A 25,233-nucleotide genomic window follows, 5' to 3' on the forward strand; every position below is an offset into this window, starting at 1 on the left:
GCTATAACTAAAAGATGGATATCAGCGGTTTTTTCAAACCAGTGAACCCTGCTTTTGCAGGCAATACCGAATCTTACCACCCGCGTCAGTTCGCTAACTGGATACATACGCATCGTGACAATCATTTCCCCGATCTGGAGAAGGTGCAAGTCGCCATCATGGGTGTGCGTGAAGAAAGAAAAGCCATCAACAATGAGGGATGCTCGAACGCACCTGATACCATCAGAAAACAACTTTATCAGACTTTTGCCGACTTCGGCTCGATAAAAGGCGTGGATCTGGGCGATGTGGAAGCCGGCCACACCATAGATGACACCTACTTTGCATTAAGCGCGACAATAGCAGAACTAGTGGGAAAGAAGGTCATTCCAATTATCATTGGAGGAAGTCATGACCTGGCTTTTGCCAATTATATGGCCTATGAGAAACTCGAGCAAACCCTGAACATTGTCACCATTGACAGCACCCTAAACCTGGGACTTGCCAAAGACGATGAACTGAATGCAGGGTCTTTTTTGGGCAAAATTATCATGCGCAAGCCCAATTTTCTTTTTAACTACAGTTCGATCGCATATCAAACATACCTTACGGATCCTGAAGCGGTTCACTTGATGCGTAACCTGCACTTTGATTGTCACCGCCTCGGAGAAGTACAAAGTGCGATTTCTGAAATGGAGCCCGCAATCAGGAATGCGGATCTGTTTTCATTCGACATGGCTGCCATTCGCATGTCCGACGCACCAGGCACGGGCCAGGCGTCCCCAAATGGATTATTTGGACAAGAGGCTTGTAAATTGATGCGCTATGCGGGGTTAAGTGAAAAGATCAGTTCTGTTGGTATTTACGAATGCAACCCACTATTGGACAGGAATGAGCAAACGGCCGGACTCGCGGCCCAAATGATCTGGTATTTCATCGAAGGCGTATCAGGGCGTAAATATGATTTTCCTTTCACCGATAGTTCACATTACATCACGTATCGGGTGAATATCAGTGACCATCCTCAAGAACTGGTATTTTACAAAAGCAAGAAGAGTGACCGATGGTGGATGAATGTTCCCTTTCTATCCGATCATGGTAGCAAATACGAACGCCATCATATGGTTCCGTGCTCTTACAGGGATTATGAGCAAGCATGCCAGGATGATCTTCCCGATCGCTGGTGGCAGGCTTATCAAAAATTAAACTAAGCTGATAAAATCCTTACCAGCAATAACCTTGTCGACGTAACTTACGTACAAAATTCTGACAATAGGGTGCAACCCGGGTCGTTTTTTATAAACAGCCTGTTAACAAATATTTGCAATTACAATTTTTTCTTTGTTTCTTTAGCGCCCAAAGTGTCTGATAATTAAAGGGTAGAATAACTCAATTTTCAGTACCTTATTTATGATGAAAAAGACGATTCTTGCCGTAGGTATGGCCTTTGTTGGTGTAGCAGGGTATGCTCAGCAGGATGCGCAATTTAGCCAGAACATGTTCAACAGGTTGGCGGTTAACCCCGGTTACGCCGGGAGTCAAGGTGCATTATGCGGAACACTTCTTTACCGAACCCAATGGGTTGGTTTTGATGGCGCACCTAAAACCACACTTCTAAGTGTTGATATGCCGGTTAAGGTTATTCACGGCGGAGTTGGACTCACCGTTTTCAGTGATGAACTTGGTGCGGAAAAGAACTTCAGCGCCAAACTTGATTACGCATACCGTAAACCAATAGGCATTGGTACCATTGGTGTTGGCATTGAACTGGGCCTTTTCTCGAAGTCTCTTAGGGGCTTGGCCGAAAATGGTGTTAAAAATGGCTTGGTGCCCATTACCAAAGGTGACCCATCAATTCCAACCCAGACTGAAGGAGACATGACTGTTGATGTGGGTTTTGGTATTTATTACCATACTTCTGACAACAACTTGTATTTCGGTGTCTCAACTACACATGTCCCGGAAACTGATGTTAAATATACCCAACAGAATCAGCTGATAGATTTATCTCTCGCACGTCACTATTATGTAATTGCTGGTTATAATTATCAGCTGCCTAATCCTTCACTGGTGTTAAAGCCGTCTGTATTTATCAAGTCTGATGCTGCGACAACTGCACTTGACATTAACACTTTACTTGAATGGAATAGCACGATCTGGGCTGGCGCTTCATTCCGCCCTGGAGATGCAGCAGTCGCTTTGGTGGGGTTTCACCCTATACAGGATCTTAAAATCGGATATGCCTATGATTTCACATTATCCGAAATTAAAGGGTACAGCAGCGGTTCTCATGAAGTGATGATTAACTACTGCAAAAAGATTACATCGGAAGGCCCAACGCAGCGTTACAGAAACGTGCGCTTCCTGTAAGAAATAAGTAATTTGTAACCTGATATAAACTTGAACCGTTAAAGGGCATCCATGCCCGAAGTTGCTTCACAGGTTCACAAGACTCGGGAGAAGAGGTCACTTATTAGTGATAAAAAAGGAGGTCATTATGAAAAGGTTGCTTCATCATGCGCCCTGGATAGTGCTGGCATTTTTGGCCGGAGGCTGCGGTGGCTACTATGACAACGGAGAGTTGACGGGCGTTCTTGGCCGCCCCAAATGGTATATGGACGATCCATACGGAACCATTTATATTCCTATGGGAAGTTATAACATGGGGCCCAGTGATCAGGAAGTTCCGTACGCTCAAACCGCACACAGCAAAACTGTTTCCGTGCAAGCTTACTACATGGATGACACGGAAATCTCGAACAACGAGTACCGCCAATTTGTTTATTGGGTTCGCGATTCCATTGCGGGTAAGATCCTGGGTGAGGACGATCCGGACACCTATTTGAAAACCGTTGATGAATGGGAAATGGATCTTGATCCTCCTACGCTGAACTGGAGAGCGCTCAGAACCATTCCGTGGGACGATAAGGATATCCGGCAAAATGGTACGTTGGATGAACTATTCTATCCTGAAAACGAACGTTTCTATCGTCGTCGTGAGATTGATACCCGTAAACTTAACTTTGAGTATTGGGTGATCGACTACCGCAATGCTGCCCGTAAAGTGAACAGATACGAGTTCACCGATGAAAACAACTCCAACTGGAAATACGGAAATGGCATCAAAGATAGATCCGACTTCATCACCCGTGATGTGATCAACGTATATCCGGACACCCTTTCATGGGTGCATGATTTCACCTACTCTTTCAATGAACCCCTTACGGTCATGTACTTCTGGCACGTGGCGTATGACGATTACCCTGTGGTAGGCATCAACTGGCATCAGGCGAAAGCATTCTGCGTGTGGCGTACCCACTTGTTCAATAACTACAGAGCGTACAGGCTTGGTGTACCTTTGGTGAATGATTTCAGGTTGCCTACTGAAGCCGAATGGGAATATGGTTCCCGCGGTGGGCTTGACCTTTCGCCATTCCCATGGGGTGGTCCCTATATCCGCAATTCACGAGGTTGTTTCCTTGGCAACTTCAAGCCCATGCGTGGTAACTATATTGACGACGGTGGATTTCATACCGTTAAGGTTACTTCATACTGGCCAAACGAATATGGCCTCTGGTGTATGGCCGGAAACGTATCCGAGTGGTGCGAGGACGCATTCGATGAGTCCGCTTATAACTTTGCCCATGACCTGAACCCGTATTTCTTCTACAATGCCAAGGAGACTGATCCGCCGGCTTTGAAGCGAAAAGTTGTACGCGGAGGTTCATGGACCGGTGTAGGGTACTACATGCAAACAGGAACCAGGGATTACGAATATCAGGATTCCTCGAAGTGCTATGTAGGTTTCCGCTGTGTAATGACGTTCCTTGGCCGTGCCAAAGAGGATTTCCAATAATTCCTGAATTATAGGTAAAGATCTTGTAGGTATATTTATTGATCGGGTAATCGCAATTGTTAATCTAATTATCCTTTTATCCGGTTCAAAAAATAATATCTTGCAAATTGCATGAGGCAGCACAGCTCCTTATAAGAACAATGAAAGTCAGAGTCCATTTATTAACTAATTAAACCCATTACCTATGGCAAGTTTTGCTGAAATAACCCAGTCCAAAGCCTGGAAAAACTTTATGGCCAAGCTGTATGGCTTGGGCGCGGCGGTAGTAATCGTAGGAGCTATGTTTAAGATTATGCACTGGCCTGGTGCTGGGGTCATGCTGGTAACAGGTCTTTCAACAGAGGCCGTTATCTTCTTCTTTTCTGCATTTGAACCTCCACACGAAGACCCGGACTGGTCTCTGGTATATCCCGAACTTGCTGGCATGCACGGTGAAGGCGGCGAAGAACAGCATGCTGCCATTGAAGAAAAAGGTAGCTTGACCGAGCAACTGGACACCATGATGGAAGAGGCCAAGATAGAACCCGAAATGATAGAACGCTTAGGTGCTGGACTCCGATCTTTTGGTGATGCTGCTACCAAAATTTCCGACATCACTGATGCAACAGCTGCAACAAATGAATACGTTCAAAATGTGCGCACTGCCGCCTCGAATGTGAACGAGCTTTCTGACAGCTACTCCAGGGCTTCCCAATCTCTTACCTCTCTGGCAGGTTCTGCTGCAGATAGTGCCAATTATGCGGAAGGTCTTCAAAAGGTTTCTGTTAGCCTGACTGAATTGAATGATGTTTATCAACGTCAAATCCAAGAAACCAGCAGCCAATTGGATGCATCCAACAAGTACAAGGAAAGCATCTCCGAGTTGATGGCAAGTCTCAGTGATTCTCTTGACGATACCAAACAATTCAAGGAAGAAGTTTCGAAACTCACTCAAAACCTCAGCACGCTTAACACCATCTACGGTAACATGCTGACAGCAATGAGTGTTAATCGCTAATATCCCAATCAGTTGAACTGATCCTTTTTCATAACCCCAAAAAGGAGAACCAAATACCATGGCAGAAAAAAAACTAAGTCCACGGCAGAAGATGATTGGGATGATGTACTTGGTACTCACCGCACTTCTAGCCCTTAACGTTTCCAAGGAAATCCTGAATGCGTTCGTACTTGTACAAGCTGGTCTCGATCGTACTACGGAAAACTTCGATAAGAAAAACCAAAGCACTTATGCCCAGTTTGACAAGGCGGCTGCAGAGTTCGAAAAGGCCAAGCCCTGGCAACAAAAAGCGCAAGAGGTAAAGAAACGTTCCGATGATCTGATCAAATTGATAGAAGATCTTAAAGTGAAAATCGTTCAGACTGCTGATGGACCAGAAGGCAAAGTGGAGGATATTGAATCCAAGGATAACCAAGATATTGCTCCACAGATTATGATGGTAGACGGTAAAGGTGACGAATTGCGTGAGGAAATGAAGAAATATCGTGAATTCCTCGTGTCACATATCAAACCCAGTGATGAACAGCTTCGCAAGTCCATTGAAAGCAATCTGAGTACCGAAGATCCTGAGCCTTCAGAGGAAGATCACAGTATCGAAACATGGGTAACTCAGTATTTCCAGGGGCTGCCCCTGATCGCTTCCATTACGATGATGTCTAAAATGGAAAATGATATCCGGAACTGTGAAGCTGATATTATCAATTACCTGTTGACGGAAATTGATGCCGGTTCATTTAAGTTTAACAAACTTGAAGGTATGGTTATCTCTCCTTCCAGCTACGTTGTACAAGGTGATACCTTCCGTGCCCAAGTATTTGTGGCAGCTTTCGACTCCACACAGGATCCGAACATCCTCGTGCAATACGCCGGCAAAGACAGTTCCAAACTTGCTGAGCCTGTGAAACTCAATGTAAAGAATGGTAAAGGTGTTTACAAAGTTCCGGCAAATGCTGAAGGCTTTTACAAATGGGGAGGTGTCATCAACATCAAGAAACCCGACGGAAGTGAAATGCCCTTCCGCTTCACCCATGAGTACCAGGTTGCCAAACCTTCGTTGGTTGTATCCGCAGATAAAATGAACGTTTTCTATATCGGCGTGGACAACCCCGTCTCGATATCTGTACCCGGGATGGCACCGGATGCCCTCACCGCCTCCATCAGCCAGGGTAGCATTTCCAAAAAAGGAAATTCCTATGTGGTGCGGGTTAAGACAAATGGCAAGGCATCGATCAATGTTACCGCCAACATCAACGGTGAGAAAAAACCTATGGGTAAAGCGGAATTCCGCGTGAAACGTGTACCGGATCCGGTAGCCAAAATCGGTGGAAAAACAGGGGATGATAACATCAGTAAAAGTGTTCTTTCCGTCCAGCCAGGTCTGGCCGCGGATATGGAGAACTTTGACTTTGACCTGAAGTTCATGGTAACAGGGTTTGAAATGGTAATCACCGGTAAAGGTCTTGATCCCATTCCGAAAAAATCAGACAGCTACGCGCTTACCCCGGAAATGAAAAAGATGCTGCGTGGTGTCGTGAAAGGAAATAAAGTGTATTTCCAAAATATCAGGGCAAAAGGTCCTGACGGAACAACAAGAAAACTTTCCCCCATTGCGTTGGAAATTCTGTAAAGTCGCATTAAAAAGGGAGGTCCTATGAAGAACTGGAAAAAATATACGTTGGGTATCAGCCTTGCAGGCCTGTTCGTAATTCCATTACAGGTAAGCCAGGTACAGGCACAAAACGTGTTGGATGGTGCCTATATCAAAGAACACCTTCCGGATAGAAGGGTAACTCCTTATGCACACCTGCGCGAAGCGGATGTCATGTGGTTCAAGAGAACCTGGCGCTACATCGATCTGAAGGAAAAACTAAACCTTCCTTTTGCATATCCGAAAAGCAGCCAGAAAATCCGTGACAGAAGAAATCTGTTCGATGTGATTCATGATGCGGTACTGGAAGGAGCCATCACGGCATACAATGCATACAACGGTATCCTGCCGGATGATGAATTCACTATTCCTTACACCCTTGAAGAAGTTCAAACAATCGGGGCTGATCCTCCGGATACAATTGGTTTTGAGGATCCGCTAACCGGTGAATGGACTGAGCAGATCGTTACCCACGAACTCAATCGTGATGCCGTGGTGAAGATCAAAATCAAGGAAGATTGGTTCTTTGATAACCAAAGGTCTGTATTGGAAGCCCGAATCCTCGGTATTGCCCCGGTCATGGAACAATTCTCCGAAACCGGTGAATACATTGGTGACCTTGATTTGTACTGGGTTTATTTCCCTGAACTGCGAACCATCATCTCCAATGAAGAAGTTTTCAATCGTTGGAATGACGCAGAAAGGCGCACATATGACGACATCTTTCACAAAAGAATGTTCAGTAGTTACATCATTAAGGAATCCAATGTGTACAATCGCCGTATAAAGGACTATAAAACAGGATTGGATGCCCTCTTGGAAGCGGAAAGAGTCAAATACGATATCTTCTTCCGAATGGAACATGACTTGTGGGAATTTTAATATTTCCCGTCAACGAATGAAAAAGCCTCCGATCCATATATCGGAGGCTTTTTTATTTTCCGCATTATGAAGAAACTCTACCTGCTGCTTTTCTGCCTGCTTCCTCTCTCCATGCAAGCACAAGATTACCGCACCGCATTCGGTGTACGTTTGGGCTTTTCCAAAGGATTGACCATCAAACATGTGGTACAAGATCACCAGGCCATAGAAGGCATTCTCAGTACACGGTGGAAAGGATACCATCTTATCGGGTTATACGAATGGCATAAAGACATGATCAATGACCTTCGCTCAGGAAACCTGTGCTGGTTTTATGGCATTGGGGCCCATGTAGGTTACTACCCGACCGTTCAATATTACTACAATCCCAATGGGGTATATTATACCACCTCCGTCACACCTGTAGGTATCGACGGGATTATCGGTCTTGAATACATGTTCACCCGGTTCCCTCTTGTGGTTTCCCTGGATGCCAAGCCCTATTTCGAATTTATATACCCCGGCCCGGATTTCATTGATGTTGCCTTATCCGCAAGGTTCTACATTGAATGATCCTACTTTTCTTCATCCATGCATGCTGAAAGACGTTATTTTTATGCCCCCTTTCAGTATGCTTCATCATGAATTCATCGGCCCGATACGTAGTAATCATTCCCGCACTGAATGAAGAAGCATCCATCGGTAGCGTTATCCAACATATTCCACAGCAACTGATCACTGAAATAGTTGTCGTTGATAACGGCAGCACCGACCAGACTCCCACCATTGCTCAGTCACTGGGAGCAACAGTACTGTATGAACCGAACAAAGGATATGGGGCTGCATGTCTGAAAGGGCTTGAATACCTTCGTGCATCCCACCCTCTTCCGGAAGCCGTGCTCTTCCTTGATGGCGATTTTTCCGACCATCCTGAACAATGTGCCGATCTGATCTCAGCCTTGGAAGATACACCGGCAGACATGGTGGTCGGATCACGAACACTTGGTAAGAGGACCAAAGGCAGTCTTACTCCTCAACAAATTTTCGGAAATGCGCTTGCAACCTTTCTCATCCGGCTCATCCACGGACACCGGTATACAGACCTTGGCCCTTTCCGGATCATTCGCTACATCGCACTGGAGAGGCTGAAAATGGCAGACAGGAACTATGGATGGACGGTAGAGATGCAAATCAAAGCAATTCAACACAAACTCCGAATCACCGAAATCCCTGTACGCTACCGCAACCGCATTGGGAAATCAAAAGTAAGCGGTACCCTTAAAGGTTCAATCCTGGCTGGATACAAGATCATTCTGACCATACTGAAGTACAGCCGATGAAGAGATACTTCAAACCGTCGGCGCTCATCCTGATTTCCTCCATTGCATATATCTGGTTGGCATATGGAATGGAAAGCCGTACACAGTTCCCTGCATTCCTGGCTTGCATAGGGATCTGCTTTCTTTGCTACCGGCTGCTGCTGAATCACATATCCGGCCTCTCCTTTCGCCAAATATTTGTGGCGGGCTTGTTTCTGCGGCTGATCTTCATTGCAGCAACGCCCCTTCTTTCGGACGACTATTTCAGGTACCTGTGGGATGGACACCTGGTGACACAGGGCATCAACCCGTATAACCAAACACCAACCCAGGTCATCGTGAACCAGGGAGAAATCGCCAGCCAATGGCTGAATGGTATGAACTCTAGCAGCTACTATTCCATCTACCCACCGTTGGTTCAATTTGCATTTGCTTTTTCCTCACTGGGTATACCGGGAGGAACCCAGGGGTGCCTGATTCTACTACACCTGCTGGTGATTGGCGCCGAAGCCCTCACCATGGCGTTGCTCGCTTTCAACCTCCGGGAGGCGGAACTTCCTGTTTCCAAGATCGCATGGTATGCCTTTAACCCACTAGTTATCGTAGAACTTGCCGGCAACGTGCACACCGAAGCGTTCCTGATTCCTTTCCTCCTTGCCACGCTGTTGTTTCTGAAGAAAAGTAAAATACGCTTGGGTGCTGTTTTTTTCGGACTGGCCATTGCGGTTAAACTATGGCCCCTGATTCTCTTACCCTTCATGTGGTTCCACCTGGGCGCAAGAAAGGGCTCCGGATTCACATTCATTTCCATTGTCATCAGCCTGCTGTCGTTTGCACCCATGGTCAACCCCGAATTGCTTTTCAAAATGAGCCACAGCGTTGATCTATACTTCCGTCATTTCGAGTTCAACGCCTCCGTCTACTATATGATTAGGGAAGTGACAATGGCCCGGCTGGGGCATCATGTGATTCACTGGTTGGGGCCTCTCATGGCTGTGGCCTGTTTGTTGGCGGTGGTCACCTTTGGATGGTCTCAACGCGCATTCAAAGGAACATCACATGTTTGGATGAACACCTTGATGATTTACCTGATGCTGGCACTTGTGGTGCATCCATGGTACATTACACCGATGGTGGCATTGTCTGTATTCACAGGAACACGCACCCCCCTTGTATGGTCGGGAGTGGTGATTTTGAGCTACCATACATATGCAAGCATCCCTTACCGTGAAAACCTGTGGGTTACCGCCGGTTCGTATGCCATCGTGCTGGCCTTCTTCCTATGGGAAAGACGCGCGCTCCGAGCCTTACCTACCTGATTATTTCAGGTATTTATCGAGCCAATCGAAAAACACCCGATGCCACAACACACCGTTTTGTGGCTGCAACACCCAGTGGCCTTCATCCGGATAATACAGGAAACGGCTGGGTATACCGCGAAGCTGTGCAGCATTGAATGCATTCATTCCCTGTGTCACAGGAACACGGAAGTCGCGCTGGCCATGAATCACAAGGATGGGTGTATCCCAATTGCCCACGAATTTATGGGGTGAGAACGCTTCGTAGCTTTTTGGCTGTGGGGTTTTCCAATACGGTCCGCCCAGGTCGTAGTTGGCAAACCAGTATTCCTCGGTGCTACCGTACCAGCTCTCCATGTTGAAAAGGCCACAATGCGAAATGAACACCTTGAAGCGCTTTTCATGTTTGCCTGCCAGGTAGTAAGTAGAATATCCGCCGTAACTGGCACCCACGGCACCCAACTTGTCTTTGTTCACAAAGGGTTCCTTGGATAATTCATCAATGGCTGTGAGATAATCTTGTATGCTCTGGCCACCCCAGTCCTGGCTGATGTCATCGTTCCATTTCTGGCCGAAAGTCGGCAAACCGCGGCGGTTGGGAGCCACAATGATGTAACCGTTGGCCGCCATCAGCTGGAAATTCCAGCGGTAGGAAAAGAACTGACTGACGGCACTCTGAGGCCCTCCCTGGCAATAAAGCAACGTGGGATACTTTTTGGTTTTGTCAAAATCCGGGGGATAAATGACCCAGACAAGCATGTTCTTCCCGTCGGTTGTTTTCACCCATCTTTCCTCCACCTGACCCATTTTGATGGTCTTCAACAGGTCGTCATTGATATGGGATATCTGCTCCTGCGAGCCATCCTTCATATTGACCTGATAGATCTCACTGGGCATAGACATGGATTGTCTCACGCCGATTAACTGTGAGCCTGCAAGTACCAGGCTTTTGTAATCGTGCGTACCTTTTGTGATCTGCCTGATCTTCTTGCTGGCTGCATCCACTACATACACCTGGTACGTGGCATTGATGCCGCTGATGAAATACAATTCCTTGGATGTTGGTGACCACACCAGTGAACCTGAACTTTGATCGAACCCTACCGTCCATTCTTCTTTGGTACCTTTCTGCAGATCATAGACAAAGATCCGGTTGCGGTCAGCCTCGAAGCCTGCCCGGGCCATGCTCAGCCAGGCGATCTTCTTTCCATCCGGTGAATACACCGGATTGGTATCATATCCTTCCATCCCGCTGCTGATGTTCACGGTTTTCTTTTGCAGGATGTCATACAGGTAGATGTCGGTGTTGGTGCTGATGGCATATTCCTTACCCACGGCTTTCTTGCAGGAATAAACGAGCCAGTTGCCATCCGGACTTAAATCATATTCGCCCGCATCATAGGGTTCGCCGTCCATGATATCAACCGGGGTTCCGGACACAGCGCCATTGCTGTAATCGGTAACAAAGATGTGGGTGGAATTATAATCATCCCAGGCATCCCAGTGCCTGTACATCAGGTCATCGATGATACGGGCGTCTGCCAGCGGAAGATCGGGATAGATATCCTGTGTGGTGCGGCCTGATTTCACATCGGCCAGGTAGGCCAAACGTTTACCTGAAGCTGCATATTCGTAACCGCCGATCCCTCCATCAAAAGAAGTTACCTGCTTACGGTCCGATCCATCGGCTTTGCATTCCCAAAGTTGAACAGCCTGCCCGTCACTCATCATGAATCCGATCTTTTGTCCGTCGGGTCTCCATTGTCCGCCAAATTCATTTCCGGGGTCTGAAGTGATCTTTTTGGTGGTTTTTGTTTTGAGATCCAACAGGTACAGATCTTTGTTTCCCTTGTTTTCTTTCAGGTTGTAAAGGGCCGCATCATATACCAGGCCGGACCCATTGGGTGAAGCCTGAACCGAACCGAGCCGGCTCATTTTCCACAACAGCTCGGGAGTCAGGGTTTGCTGGGCATTGGAAACAACGGTTGCACAAAGCAACGCCATTGAGAGGGGGTATGCTTTCTTCATGATAAATTGGATTTGCGGATTAGACGCCAGGAGGCGAATTTACAACAATCAGGGAAAGAATGGAACCTAACCCGCCAACTCCGCGAAACGAAAACAATCGCTGCGGTGATCGTTCACCATACCCACTGCCTGCATGAAGGCATAACATATGGTGCTGCCTACGAATGCAAACCCTTCTTTTTTCAAACCTTTGCTCATGGCGTCGGAAGCGGGAGATGTAGCGGGAACGGGTTTGCCGGGTAAGAGCGGGCTGTTCCGGGCTTGTTGATCTGCAAATGACCAGAGGTAGTCACCGAATGAACCCCTTTCCCGAAGGAGGCGAAGGTATGCCTGTGCATTTTTGATTGTCGACTCAATCTTCAGCCGATTGCGCACGATGCCTTCATCCTGCATGAGTTTTCCTACACGTGCAGGCGTGTACTTTGCGATCCGGTGCGGATCGAATTCGTCGAATGCTTTTCTGAAATGATCACGTTTGCGAAGGATGGTGATCCAACTCAATCCTGCCTGAAAGCCTTCCAGGATCAGGAACTCAAACAATTTCCGGTCGTCGTGAACGGGGACACCCCATTCCAGGTCGTGGTAAGCGATGTAGAGGGGGTCGGTGCCACACCAGGAACACCTTGTTTTTTTATCTTGTTGGGAGGAGGGCAAGCGATCAAAGCGCTTTGAATTGAAATGGGACCGATATCAGCCTGGCATATTCTTCTCCGGCTTCTTTCATGTCCTCATCTACCTGGTCATATTCCCACTTGATTTCAATCTTGAAGCCATCATTTTTAATGGCATCCAGTTTGGTCAGCATATCCAGGATGTATTTTGCCGATGTGGAGTTGAAATATTCAAATGAAAAAGTGAAGGCATATGTTTTTGCAGCCGCATCCGGGTTGTTGTCTTTCAACCAGTACATGTATGATTTGTACTGATCCAGCCATTCAAGGATCGGCTCGTAAAACTTGCGTACGTCTTCAGGACGTGATTCGCCCTTGATCTCAAATATGCCCTGACCCGGGTCCAAAACAACGGACGGTGAACTTTCCGTTGCGGTTAAATGAAGTGGTTCCATATCAATCAGGATTCAGAGTTAGGTGTAATTGTCACTTGCAAAATATAAAATACCGACTGTTTATCGTAGTCGTGGAATTCGTATTTCAGCGGTTGTCCGGAACGCATGGCGATGTCGATCAGTCCCAGGCCGGCCCCACCACGTTCGGATACATGGCCGTTGGTTATGATTTCGCGGTACTTCTCTTTCAATTGTGCTTTATCCATTGCATTGACTTCCGCCAGTTGCGTTTTCAGGATGGCGGCGTCTTCCGCGCTGATCAGGTTTCCTATCCTCACCAGGTAACCGTCTTCCGTTTGTCCCATCAGGATAATGCCTTCCGGTGCGCCGATCAGCGGATCATCAATCATGATGTTGTTCGCATGTTTCAGGATATTCTCCATGCATTCCACCAGCACATTGTACAGCCGCTTCACCAGCAATGGGTCCTTCTTCCCACGCTCAAACTCACGCTTGGCATGTTTCAGCATCATGTTAATCACCTGATGCGAAAATTCACCCTGGTAAGCCGAGATGATTTTTTCCTGCACCATGTTCTGATGCAGGTCAAAAATGATTTCCGGATCGATCATGCGTCGGACTTTATTGTTTCGTTCCTATTCGAATGCCGAATACGAGCATATCGTCGATTTGTTCCACATTCCTTTTCCAATCTGACATGGTATCCTCCAATACTTTGCTCTGTTCGGCCATCGGTAAATGTGCGTGGTCCAGCAAAAGCTGCTTGAACGGCGGATAGTAAAACTTCTTCTTCTGTTCACCTCCCTTTTGGTCGGCAAACCCGTCTGAAAACAAGTACAATTGGTCACCGGCCATCAATTTCTCCGTTTGATTGTTGAATCGGGCATCTGCAGACACCGTGCGTTTTCCGATGGGGATCCGGTCGCCTTTCATCTCCTTAAGCTGACCATTTCTGATCAAATATAGGGGATTATATGAGCCGGCAAAGGTGAGTTCCATTTTCTTCAGATCAATGGCGCACAATGCGATATCCATTCCATCCTTGACTTCCGCATGGTCTCTCTCCTGCTTTAACGACCTGGCTACTTCCTTGCTGAGTGAATGCAGGATATCGGCCGGCTGGGTCTGATGAAATTCATGCACGATCTTATCAATCAGGTTGTGGCCGATGAGTGACATGAAAGCACCGGGAACACCATGTCCGGTGCAGTCGACCACGGCCACCAGGATTTTATCGCCCACCTGGTCAACCCAATAAAAGTCGCCGCTGACGATGTCTTTGGGTTTGAAGAAAACAAATGTATCCGGGAGTTTTGAGCGGATGCTGTCCAAAGAAGGCAGAATGGCGGTTTGAATCCTTCTGGCGTAGTTGATGCTGTCTGTAATCTGCTGGTTCTTATGGCTGATTTCCGAACTTTGTTTTTCAACTTTCTCTTTCTCCTGCCTCAATTCGGTCGTACGTTCTGTTACCTGTCTTTCCAGGATGGCCTTTTGTGCCTTCAGGCGACGTTCCCTGACCTTTACGAATCCGAAGATCAGCAAGGCCAGCAACACCACGCACAATGCCAGGAACCACCACGTCATCCAGAAGGGTGCTTCCACGCTGAACGTGTAGCTAACAGGTGTTTCATTCCAAACACCATCGCGGTTTGCTGCCTTTACCTTCAGGGTATAGCGCCCCGGGTTCAAACCTGAGTATGTGATGTAGTCGGCTGCCTGCGCCGGTAACCAGTCTTTATCAAATCCTTCCAGCATCACCTGATAAGTAACCTGGTCAGGGTTGGCCAGACTGACACCGGTAAAGGTGAAGGTCAGGTGGTTGCTTTCATAAGGAAACAGGCTGTCAGCCGGGAAAGTTGCATCTTTCTGGAAGATCTTAAGTCCATCGATGGAGGTTACCGGAGGCACTTTGTTGGCCTTGTCGCTGCCCGGGTCAAGTTTTACCGCACCACGGATGGTGCCGAACCAGATGTTACCCGACCGGTCTTTTGATACGGCATTCAGGTTGGTTTCGATGTTGATGTAGCCCTGGCGTTTACCGTAACGGACAAACGTTCCTGTTTCGGGCATGTATTTCTCAATGCCGTGGTTGTGCCCGATCCACAGGTTTCCCTGCCCGTCGGCCATGAGGAAAGTAGGCGAATCCGATCCGAGACCTTCACTTGTGGTGATCTGCTTGAAGGTGGTTCCATCGAAACTATAAATCCCGCCACCGTAGGAGATCATCCAAATATTCCCCTGCTTGTCTTCTGTAAAACCCAGGATGAATTTTTGGTTCAGGCCTTCGGTTTCCCCGTATTGCTTGAACGAACTCCCGTCGTAACGTGTGAGGTATCCACCCAGAATACCCATCCATAGGTTGCCTGAACTGTCTTTGAACAGCCCGTATACCTTGTCTCCCCCAAGTCCGTCGTCACTTGTATAGCGTATGGCTTGCCCTGATGTTGGGTCCAACGACAGCGCCCCTGCTGATGTGGCGAACCAAATATGTCCGTTCCGGTCATCGCGGATGGAAAATACCGGGGCAACACCCCATGCATCCAGTTGTTTGATGCGTTCTATTTTTTCATCTGCCGGATTCATCCGGTACACGCCCCCATGGTCGGTGCCGATCCAGATAAACCCCTGCTTGTCTTCAAACACCGAAAGCACCACCGGGTCTTCCAACCCGTTGGCCACACCGTAGGTGGTCACCTGCGGACTGTAATACAACGCCTTGCCCGAAGGTGTACGCGGGAAAGACATTTTGGTGATTCCTTCGTTGCTACCCATCCAAACGTTACCCCGGGTATCGTTCAGTACCGACCAGATCATGTTGTTGGGCAGGTTGTCGTTGTGGTTGTAGAGCTGCAGCAATTCACCTTTGTACAGGTTCAATCCGATATCCGATCCCATCCACACGTTGGATTCGCGATCGACCAGGAACACATTTGCCTGGTAGTACTTCATCTCCACCTTGTTGCCGAAGGGATGAACTTCTCCCTTGATAAAACCAGAAGAACCGGGCTCAGAAACCGGGATGAATTGCAATACACCCGCATCTTCGGTGGCCACCCACACCTTGTCATCCTTATCGGCAAAGAGCACCCTGATGTCCGGAAAGCGACCGCCCTCTTTTGTTAATTGTTCAGTCAGGAATCCGCTTTCGGATGGGGATGAAGATGGTATAGGTATCCTTAGATCGGCACGCCACAGTCCCATGTCTTTACCGGAAAACCAAAGTTCATGACCGGCATACAGCACCATGGTTTGAATGGTTCCATGAGGAAACCCGTTTTCTTCGGATAGGCACTGTTTGACTTTTCCGGAAGCTGCATCCACACAACATAGGCCTTTGCCCGTACCCACCCACAACCGCTGATTCTGGTCCATCACCAACGAGGCCACCTGGTTGCTTTGCAGGCCGTCAAGGGATATCACCTCTCCGCTTGCACCGCTGATTTTGAACAGTCCGGTATTCTCCGCCCCCACCCAAATGTTTCCGTTGCCATCGCTGACCATGGCCGTGATGGGTTTGTATTTGCTGTATTTTTCGAACTGAAGATCCTGGAATTCCCCGCTTTTCCTATCGTAAAAAGTAATACCTCCACCCCAGTGTCCCAACCACAGGTTGTCGTTCTCATCGAGACATGATGCGGTGATCCAATCTTCTGCGAGGCCATCTTTGCGGGTGAAGTTTTCGAACTTTTTTCCGTTGTAACGCGAAAGACCCCCGACAGTGCCTATCCACAGGTTTCCGTCCTTATCTTGTTCCAGTGCCCGTACCTGGGATTGGATCAATCCGTCTTCCACACTGAAGGATTTGAAATTGGCTGACTGTGCAGTGGCGTAATGCGGCACCAATCCTGCCATCCAGGCGAACAGGATCAATATCCGTGCGAGGTATCTACGCATAAGGATCATGGCTTTTTTGTTTGCTTTTCCTGTTTCTGCAATTCTGCAATCTGTTCGCGCAACTTTTGCTGTGTTCTTGATTTCGCTGCGCGATCTTCCGCCACTTTCTGTTCTGTGAGTTCATTCATCTTCTCCACTTCCGCCCGTTTGGAAACATATTCTTCCCGGGCCCCTCCCACCTTGATCTCCACCGCCTCTATTTCCAGCTTTGCTTTGGTATCCTGTTCCGTTTCAGCTGCCATGGCCCTTTCGGCTCGATAGTCGGCCGCCTGCTTGTTTTCATCCATCTGCTTCTTCACCTCGATCTCTTCCGGATTTTCAGCAGGCTCCTGTTTTTCTTCTTTTTTCGTTTCATTTTTCTTCGGTTCCGTTTGAAGCGGTTTTTGGGTTACCGGTTCTTCTTTCTTCGGCTTTTCCGGCAAGGGAAGGTACCTGACCGAATTCGTATAGGGCTTGATCATGGTAAAGTTTTCCTTGGTGGACATATAGCCAACCTGTATCTCCGCAGGGGCGGAAAGCTTTGCTTCAAACCCTTCCTTTTCAGGGAACATATCGATGCTGGTCTTATAGATCAGCGTATATTTCTTCATGGACGACGGGATCTTCGAATTGATCCGGATGGTGGTGGTGATCACGTCTTTGCCGGTCAGCGTAATTACATATTGGCCGTCGTAAGGGATCTCGAAAGAGAACTCACCTGAACCGGATGTTGTTTCTGTTTTGATGACTTTCCCGCCAAGCGACAGTTCCGCTTTGATGCCTGTAGCCGGCTTTCCGTCCACATCAATGTGGCCCGTAAAGTCCAGGAAAGTGGTTGCATGCGCCCGAACGCCCAGGCCCACCAGCAAGCACAACAATAGAATAGATGTCAATCGCATTCCTAACATTTTCATACCCGGCCCCTGGCCGTCAAAGGCCTTATATACGGGCAAGCAAAGAAATGGTTTACGTATGCTCCTATCAGACAGGCAGAAACCTTTTGTTCCATCCGGTGATTCACCAACCGAAAGCTTTCAGGTCGGAGACCTTGTCTATATCGGTCAGCACTTCAAGGGTGTGGACACGACAACCGCGCGCCTTCAATACCCTGCATGTTGTTTCAAAGAGTTCAGGCCGGCTCCAGGGCATGTCTTGAAATACAAAAGGAAAAGATGTACGGCATCCGATCAGGTAATAACCCCCATCGGCAGCAGGTCCCAGCACACAATCGGTATCCTGCAAGTGACGGAAGGCTTCCTGCAGAATACGCGGACTGACCTCCGGACAATCGCTGCCGATCAGCACCACCGGGCCACCGTTTTCCCGGAACGCTTGTTCCATGGCATGTTGCATGCGTGCACCCAAGTCACCTTCCGTCTGCAGACATTGTTCAAAACCGGATGCTGACCACAGGTCCGGTTCCTTCGGAATACAATCGGAATACCACACGCTTTTCCTGCATGGAACATCCATCCCCACAACCGCACCATGGGTGATAGACAACAAACGCTGATACACTTCCAATGCGCGCACGTCTCCGATGTCTGCAGCCAAACGTGTTTTAACTTTTCCCAGACGGGGATTGCGAATGAATACGATCAGGTGTTGCATGGTGCCCCGACGAAATTAACCGTTTCATGTCAGAAAGCACACAACTTGTTACCTTTGATAACCTAACCTGATAAGGATACCGAACATGAAAAAGTGGATGCTGTTTATTGGATCAGTCATGATCCTGGCGTGCAATTCCCAACCAGAACAACCTGCGGACGAACCCATGGAAGATACCACCATGGTCATGGAAGATGCCACGGAAACCCAGGCGGCCAAACCCACATCACCTGCAGCACGCTATAAGTGGGAATTGGACAGCATGGTTCAGAACCACAGCATATTTGTTCAAACTTTTGTAAAGAAGAAAAACGACCCCAAACTGGGAGAGGTGTACGAAACAGATGACTGGCCGGACGAATCCCTGATTGAAGCTGTATACCAGCTCAGTTTCAGGCCCAACGGCAGCACCCAGTTCTTTTCGGAAAAGCCCTACGGACTTGAGAACAGAAGGGTGCAATACACCCACTATTTCGATGATGCAAACCGCACCATTGCCTTCGAGAAGTATGTGATTTACGACGCCTCCTCCTGCAGCTCGTCAACCGTGATTGAAACGGAAGTGAATTATTTCGACGATTTCTTCAACCTGACTTCCAACACCTACACGCTCACGGATGACGAAGAGCGGCCCATTGCAAGTGCCGATTGTATCACCGGTGGCGTTCAACCACGAACCGTTTATAATTCCTACGAAAAACTTGCCAAGGCGAAAGGCACCAAGGTTTTTCTGAAAACAACCGAAGCTAAAACTGAAAGTAAATAAACGGTTGTTTGTCGGCCGATACCGACTGGTAGATCAGAAACGCTGTGACAACGGTGATGAGGCCCTGCACCCAAACGGGGCTTGCAACAAAACGGTTGATCCATTTGTCTTTGAATGCACCCGGCAGCCAGTGCAGCACAAATCCCAATGACATCACCAGGAACACCTGGTAATAGCCCGCCAGGATTTGCGGAACGAGCGACAGCTGAAAATCATGGCTGATTTTGTTGAGGATGCGCGTGGTGGTTTCCATAGACCCGGCACGAAACCAGATCCGCGTGAACGTGATGAAATTAAACGTGAGGAAGATGCGCCATGCCCGAACGCCCCAGTGGCTTTTACCTTCCCACGGACTGATCTTCTTCCAGAACTTGTAAACGATCAGCCCCACGCCATTCAACCCGCCCCAGATCACAAACTGCCAGCTGGCACCGTGCCATAACCCACCTAGTAACATGGTCACCAGCAGGTTGATGTTGTGACTGATCGCCCGCTGGATACCTGGGAAGACCATTACCAGCACGATCACCACAATGGCGGCGAATACCAGTCCCACACCCAATTTGATAGACCCTGAAAGCAACACCAATGCCAGACAAATGATCACCACCATGATGTAGGTGAAGTACGATCCGCCCCGATTGCCTCCCATGGGTATGTAGAGATAATCCTTGAGCCAGTTCGAAAGTGACATGTGCCAGCGCTTCCAGAAGGAGGCAACACTGGTGGCCTTATAAGGCGAATTGAAGTTGGTGGGGAGCGTGAAACCCATGAGTGCCGCCACCCCGATGGCCACATCCGTATATCCGGCAAAGTCACAATATACCTGCAAGGAATAGCCATACAACGACATAAGGCTCTCAAAACCGGTGTACATGCCCGGATTGGCAAATACACGGTCGATGAAATTGGTGGCGATATAGTCGCCGATAAACATTTTTTTTGTCAGCCCTTTGAGAATCATGAACAAGGCAAAACCGAACTCCTGCCGGCTGAGTTTGTAAGGCTGATACAATTGGGGTATGAACTCCGCCGCACGCACGATCGGACCTGCCACCAACTGTGGAAAGAAAGAGACATAAAAACCAAAATCCAGGATGCTTCTCACCGGTTCGGTATCCCGCCGGTATACGTCGATGGCATAACTGATGGTCTGGAAAGTGAAGAAGGAGATACCCACCGGTAACAAGATGCGCCCCACTTCATACTGGCCGCCGAAAAACACGTTGGCCCAATCTGCAAAATAGTTGTGTACGGCGAAGTGCGTACCCAACACCGCATTGACATTCTCTACCACAAATTGCGCATACTTGAAGTAGCCCAGCACAGACAGATTGATGGTGACACTCAGGGCCAGCAGCCATTTGCGCACAACCTCCCGGTCGGACCTGTGGATGGCAAGGCCTATGTAGTAATCCGAAAAGGTGGAGAAAAGCAGTATGTAGAGAAAGAGTCCGCTTGTTTTGTAGTAGAAGAACAGACTCACAACAAACAGGTAAGCATTGCGAATGGCAAGCCTGCGGTGCAACATCACGAAGCCGGTCATCACCACCAGGAAGAAACCCCAGAAGAACCCTGTGGTAAAATTCAGCGGCTTAAGCGGGTCGTATGTGAGCAGGTTCAGCAGCCACTCAATCATGTGCCCCCTCCTCCTTCCCCAAATGTGCTTCGTATGCCTTCATGATCGCACTGTACATCAGATCGCCGACGTACACGTAACCGGTACGTGTGAAATGGATCTTATCATGCTGCGCCAGGCCGTATTTCTCCCATTGACGAATGGAATCCAATCCACCCATTACCGAAAACAGATCCCATACACCCGCCTGGTACCTGCGGGCCATACGTTCCATTGCATCTTTCACCAGCAGGCCGTTGCGGTTGACATTCCTGCGTCGCTTGTAGCTGTCGTTATTGGTTGTGAACAGGATGGCTGCGTTGGGAGCGGCTTCCCGCACCATGGTGATCAGGCTGTCATAATTCTGTTCATATCTCGCCGGTGAGAAATCGGATTCGTAGGCATCATTGATGCCAATGGAAAACACCACCAGATCAGGTTTCAGCATGGCCAGTTCTTTGCTGAACAAACCACACCTCAGGTAAGAAGGAACGCTGGCGCCATTCACGCCAATGGCATGGTAGATGAAGCCGGGGTCATTTGTTTCCAGGGTGATCCCGAATAGTGTGAAATGATTTTGTAACGTATCCAGCCTGGCGAGTTTCAGGTCAAGGGTATCGAGAAACCGTGAAAAAGTGAATTCCACATAGCCCGCTGTTGTATCGGTCCGCTGAATATAGGTGGCAGTGGTGTCCGATGGAATGATCCCATAGCTGGCCGAATCCAGGGAGCAGAATACTTTCACCCTGAAAAAATCATAGGATGGGTATTCCGTTTCACCTACGAGCTGCACGGGAATGATCCTGACCGTGGCATTCAGATCATTGGTCTCCACCTCGATCCCCGTCATTCCCAATTGGCAGTCCCTCGAACGTTGCACATTCCGGCACGCCGACCAGCTTCCGGTATACTTGCTCTTGTAGTTCCAGGGATTGTTCGTTTTGGCTACTGAAAACGGGAACACCAGTCCGCGCCCCCCATTGCATCCCGGTACCGACTCCTGGAGCCGTTCCCGCAGACGCCCCGACCAGATGTCAGCTTGAATATGCGACCCCCCAATGTGCACGATATTGACCTGCCCTTTTCCGTAGAAATACAGCGAATCCATTTTTCGGAACAATGCCTCATACGGGTGATTTCCGAATGTTTCAAGGGTATTGATATCATATTGCACGAAAGGATATCGCTTGAAATCATGCGGATATTCCTGTGCGAACAGGAATCCACCCGCCAGACATATCATCCCGATCAACCAACAGATCTTTTTCATGGATTGTTTGCTTCGTAATGTTCGTACTCCTTCACGAGCGCACTGTAAAACAATTCTGCCACCTTACGGGCACCCTGTGGTGAGAAGTGGATATAATCCGTTGCAGCCAGTGGCGGATCAGTATTCACCCACAACGGCATCGAGTTTTTGCCGCCCATCACCTCGAACAGGTCCCAGTAGCAGGCGCCCGACTCGAAAGCGGCACGCTTCAGTTCATCGCGAACCTTTTCCAGGTTCGGATAGGTCACGTATTTGTCTTTCTCCTTTATGGACATGTCCGAAGGTCCGATCACGATGATGCTGATACCCGGACGCATCGTTCTCAACCGCTTGATCTGATAGGCAAAGCTCTTTCCGTAATTCATTGCGTCCTTCTCATCGTCCATGTACGGCATCACATTGCCACCGAATTGAAGGATGAGGAGTTCCGGATCAAGGTCATCGAACAGGTCCTGCAGCAGGTCCTGGTCTAGTTTGGTGAATACCGTACCTGCGCTGCCACGCATGGGAATGTTGTCTACCGACAATCCGGTTTTGCTGTCTGCCGAGAGCGCATAGATGTCCGGACTGTCCGGACCGGAAAACTTCAGGGTGAAGTCTACCGGCGTTTCATTGAAGTCCCACCGTTTCTCCCTGAGCCCGGTAGATGGAGCCAGTGTATCGGTACGCATCAATTGATCTCCCAGGTAGGCACTCACCATAACAGGCGCCCGGTTGTGGCTATAGTACATTTTCACATAATCATACTTCTTGCAGTTCTCATATGCACTACGTGAGCGGGTAAGGGTGAGCCATGCCTCCTGTGGCTCCTCAGGTAATGCCGCTGTGTCAGGAAGGATCGGGGTGAAACGCGAAAAGCTCATCATCACGCCATAGCGATTGTGTTTTACGGTGGTATCGCGAATACCGAACAGGGTGTACCGCTTGAAATTCTCTGAGGCGGTTTGGAGAATGGCGATGCTGGGAATGGGTTGTACGGCGGGTATCAATCCGGGGCCGTATCCCCCGAACCTCCGTTGCAGATGGTAGCGTATGTAGCCCGTGATGCGATCCCCCTCCACCTGTGAATCGCCGTAGTGGAGAATGCGGATGCGATCCTTTCCGGATTTCAGCGCATCCAGTTTTCTGAAGAAAGGATACAACAGGTCTCGCTGCCCTTCCGGGAATTGAATGCGCATCAAAGCTTTACGGATGGAGTCTTGTTTGGCCTTCTTCAAACTCAGCTTGCGCTTGATCTCCGTACTGTCTACCATTTCATCAGATGCGGTATCCAGCTTCATGTTCAGGATGAGGGACATGTCGGGTTTGTCCTCCTCTTCTTCCTGGTATCCGATAAACTCCTTCAGGGTAGGGAACTGAAGCTTGAAATTGCCCGTCACCCGGATCCCTTTTTCGGGAAAAACGGCCATGATGCCCATTAAAACCGCCAGAACCGATGCCATGAATATGAGTGTACGCAACGGTTTGATCATGGCTGGTAGATCCGTATTTTCTGACCAGGCCGGATGTGGCTGTCAATCCCATTCCACTTCATGAGGTTTTCTTCAGTAACACCCGGATACTTTTTGGCGATTCCCCAAAGGGAATCTCCCCGCTTAACCTCATAAACAATGTATTTGCCCTTCGGTGGAGCGGCCTTGTTGGTTTCCTGTACAGGCGGAGCACTTTTCGTTTCCTTGACAACCGTCGGTTCTGCTTTGCCCACGCGTGCCTGCTTCTGTGCAAATGAAAGATCGTCTACATCCTTGTACTTCAACTCCTGGTCTTTGCGCACATATACCAGCAAATCCTCACCTACCTGGATCCGGTCATCCGACATTGAATTCCAGTTTCTGAGTTCAGAAACCTTTACATCATACCAGGATGCGATATAACCGAGGTTGTCTCCGGACTTGACCCGATAATACAATTCCACCACATCTCCGGAAGGTACCGAAGGGCTGCCCGTATCAGCCGGATCCACGTCCGTCTGGATGGCGTACATGCTATCGGGATGAACCATCAATGAGTCGTGGAAATGTGCCACTGAATCCCGCAATGCTTCGAATCGCTTCTTGTAGGGAGAGGGCAGAATCAGGATAGAGCCAGCCGGGACCCAGCTTTTCTTGTAAGGGCGGTTGAGTTGTTGCAAACGACCTTCCGGCAGGTTCAGTACGGTTGATACCTGATGGAAAAACATATCCTCCTGAACAGATACGGTATCCAGCACTGTGGGGTAGTCGATGACCGGATGTTTTGCCTTTTGCTTTTCAGACCATGCCTGCAACGTACGCAATGCCATGTAGGACCCCCATGCTGCCTGCCCGCGCGGAGACAGGCTGGGAAACGCATGGTACAGATCTGTGACTGATCCGGAGCGGTTGTGCACATGTCCGATGTGGGCCGGACTGGTCATGAAGGCTGCCAGCACCCATTCTTCCTGATTATAAAGCGTGGTGAGGTGCTTCAGATATTTGACAGCCGCACGGGTAGACAGATAAGGGTCTAAACGCTGATCCACATAATCGTTGACCTGAAGCCCGTAGCGCAGGGCAACCGGGTAACTCAGTTGCCACAAGCCGGTACGTCCCTCTTCCGTGTCTTTGCATGCATTCATGGCAGAAAGGGCAGCAGGCAGCATTTCCCAGTATGACGGTAACCCGGCTTGTTCCAGTTCCTGCCGGATCATGGGTAGGTAGTGAGCCATATAACCCAACATGTATTCGGTCTCCTTCCGATAGGTTTGCATATAGGCAGAAACCGTAAGTTGGGTCAGGGAATGCCATTCAGACTGTATACCGGCCTCTTCCAGAAGCTCATCCATGTTGCGCATGGCTTTTGCGAACGATTTGGGTTCCTGGTAACCATCGGTCAGAAGGGTACGCTGGATGTCCCAGGTAGCCATCAACCCGTTCAGGTCAGGCACGGTGAATGTATTGAAGTATTGAAGAGAATCTTCTGCTGCAACCACGCGCAATGAAACGGCAAGTAGCAGGAAAATCGACCGGGTGCGGAAAATATGGATACGGGAAAGCATTGTGTCAAAGATGCAAAGAGCGTGCTTTGTATTCACGTACAAACGCTGCTTTTTTTAACATTGCAC

Annotated in this window: 21 protein-coding genes; 10 read left to right on the top strand and 11 right to left on the bottom strand. The window is 48.7% G+C overall.

The window, feature by feature from the left end; genetic code table 11:
• The first annotated feature begins 14 nt into the window (after positions 1-14).
• From H6585_14000 to H6585_14040, 9 genes are all read left to right on the top strand, one after another.
• Entirely contained in the window at positions 15-1,190 is a 1,176-nt protein-coding gene (locus H6585_14000) for a formimidoylglutamase (protein MCB9449442.1), read from the top strand.
• A gap of 199 nt (positions 1,191-1,389) precedes the next feature.
• A complete protein-coding gene (locus tag H6585_14005; protein MCB9449443.1) occupies positions 1,390-2,349 on the top strand; it encodes a type IX secretion system membrane protein PorP/SprF in 960 nt (319 codons plus the stop codon).
• 127 nt (positions 2,350-2,476) lie between these two features.
• A complete protein-coding gene (locus tag H6585_14010; protein ID MCB9449444.1) occupies positions 2,477-3,835 on the top strand; it encodes an SUMF1/EgtB/PvdO family nonheme iron enzyme in 1,359 nt (452 codons plus the stop codon).
• Positions 3,836-4,019: 184 nt separating this feature from the next.
• Positions 4,020-4,832: a gliding motility protein GldL gene (gene gldL / locus H6585_14015; GenBank protein MCB9449445.1), complete on the top strand. Its 813-nt coding sequence runs from the start codon at positions 4,020-4,022 to the stop codon at positions 4,830-4,832.
• A gap of 58 nt (positions 4,833-4,890) precedes the next feature.
• Positions 4,891-6,459 (top strand): gliding motility protein GldM, encoded by a 1,569-nt coding sequence (gldM, locus tag H6585_14020; GenBank protein ID MCB9449446.1) that lies wholly within the window; start codon positions 4,891-4,893, stop codon positions 6,457-6,459.
• Positions 6,460-6,483: 24 nt separating this feature from the next.
• The gene (gene gldN / locus H6585_14025; GenBank protein ID MCB9449447.1) at positions 6,484-7,362 is read left to right on the top strand and encodes a gliding motility protein GldN; all 879 of its coding nucleotides are present in this window, start codon (positions 6,484-6,486) and stop codon (positions 7,360-7,362) included.
• A 66-nt stretch (positions 7,363-7,428) separates the two neighbouring features.
• The gene (locus tag H6585_14030) at positions 7,429-7,914 is read left to right on the top strand and encodes a hypothetical protein (GenBank protein ID MCB9449448.1); all 486 of its coding nucleotides are present in this window, start codon (positions 7,429-7,431) and stop codon (positions 7,912-7,914) included.
• 68 nt (positions 7,915-7,982) lie between these two features.
• Positions 7,983-8,681, top strand: a complete 699-nt coding sequence (locus H6585_14035; GenBank protein ID MCB9449449.1) for a glycosyltransferase family 2 protein — start codon at positions 7,983-7,985, stop codon at positions 8,679-8,681.
• Positions 8,678-9,979 (top strand): DUF2029 domain-containing protein, encoded by a 1,302-nt coding sequence (locus H6585_14040; GenBank protein ID MCB9449450.1) that lies wholly within the window; start codon positions 8,678-8,680, stop codon positions 9,977-9,979. The genes H6585_14035 and H6585_14040 overlap by 4 nt, the downstream gene beginning before the upstream one ends.
• Here the strand turns inward: H6585_14040 and H6585_14045 are convergent, their stop codons facing one another.
• The 7 genes from H6585_14045 to H6585_14075 form a co-directional block, all read right to left on the bottom strand.
• Complete coding sequence (locus H6585_14045) at positions 9,980-11,986, bottom strand: S9 family peptidase (GenBank protein ID MCB9449451.1); 2,007 nt, start codon at positions 11,984-11,986, stop codon at positions 9,980-9,982.
• Between the two features lie 66 nt (positions 11,987-12,052).
• Positions 12,053-12,640 carry a DNA-3-methyladenine glycosylase I gene (locus H6585_14050; GenBank protein ID MCB9449452.1) on the bottom strand — a complete coding sequence of 196 codons (588 nt, stop codon included), beginning with the start codon at positions 12,638-12,640 and terminating at the stop codon, positions 12,053-12,055.
• A gap of 4 nt (positions 12,641-12,644) precedes the next feature.
• The gene (locus tag H6585_14055; protein MCB9449453.1) at positions 12,645-13,052 is read right to left on the bottom strand and encodes a DUF1987 domain-containing protein; all 408 of its coding nucleotides are present in this window, start codon (positions 13,050-13,052) and stop codon (positions 12,645-12,647) included.
• 5 nt (positions 13,053-13,057) lie between these two features.
• The gene (locus H6585_14060) at positions 13,058-13,624 is read right to left on the bottom strand and encodes a hypothetical protein (protein ID MCB9449454.1); all 567 of its coding nucleotides are present in this window, start codon (positions 13,622-13,624) and stop codon (positions 13,058-13,060) included.
• A gap of 10 nt (positions 13,625-13,634) precedes the next feature.
• Positions 13,635-16,916, bottom strand: coding sequence for a SpoIIE family protein phosphatase (locus tag H6585_14065; protein ID MCB9449455.1), 3,282 nt, complete (start codon positions 16,914-16,916; stop codon positions 13,635-13,637).
• Entirely contained in the window at positions 16,913-17,785 is an 873-nt protein-coding gene (locus H6585_14070) for a hypothetical protein (GenBank protein MCB9449456.1), read from the bottom strand. Before H6585_14070 ends, H6585_14065 begins: the two co-directional genes overlap by 4 nt.
• 118 nt (positions 17,786-17,903) lie before the next feature.
• Positions 17,904-18,497, bottom strand: a complete 594-nt coding sequence (locus H6585_14075) for a TIGR04282 family arsenosugar biosynthesis glycosyltransferase (GenBank protein ID MCB9449457.1) — start codon at positions 18,495-18,497, stop codon at positions 17,904-17,906.
• Between the two features lie 85 nt (positions 18,498-18,582).
• On the opposite strand from H6585_14075, the gene H6585_14080 reads away from it, so the two are divergent.
• Positions 18,583-19,263, top strand: coding sequence for a hypothetical protein (locus tag H6585_14080; protein ID MCB9449458.1), 681 nt, complete (start codon positions 18,583-18,585; stop codon positions 19,261-19,263).
• Here the strand turns inward: H6585_14080 and H6585_14085 are convergent.
• The 4 genes from H6585_14085 to H6585_14100 are packed head-to-tail and all read right to left on the bottom strand — an operon-like array spanning position 19,244 to position 25,167.
• Positions 19,244-20,902, bottom strand: a complete 1,659-nt coding sequence (locus H6585_14085) for an MBOAT family protein (protein ID MCB9449459.1) — start codon at positions 20,900-20,902, stop codon at positions 19,244-19,246. The two genes, H6585_14080 and H6585_14085, sit on opposite strands and share 20 nt — an antisense overlap.
• A complete protein-coding gene (locus H6585_14090; protein MCB9449460.1) occupies positions 20,895-22,151 on the bottom strand; it encodes a hypothetical protein in 1,257 nt (418 codons plus the stop codon). The genes H6585_14085 and H6585_14090 overlap by 8 nt, the downstream gene beginning before the upstream one ends.
• Positions 22,148-23,623: a hypothetical protein gene (locus H6585_14095; protein ID MCB9449461.1), complete on the bottom strand. Its 1,476-nt coding sequence runs from the start codon at positions 23,621-23,623 to the stop codon at positions 22,148-22,150. The genes H6585_14090 and H6585_14095 overlap by 4 nt, the downstream gene beginning before the upstream one ends.
• Positions 23,620-25,167, bottom strand: a complete 1,548-nt coding sequence (locus H6585_14100) for a LysM peptidoglycan-binding domain-containing protein (protein ID MCB9449462.1) — start codon at positions 25,165-25,167, stop codon at positions 23,620-23,622. The genes H6585_14095 and H6585_14100 overlap by 4 nt, the downstream gene beginning before the upstream one ends.
• Positions 25,168-25,233 lie beyond the last annotated feature (66 nt).

It is taken from the genome of Flavobacteriales bacterium (genome assembly GCA_020635855.1).
Lineage (GTDB): Bacteria > Bacteroidota > Bacteroidia > JACJYZ01 > JACJYZ01 > JACJYZ01.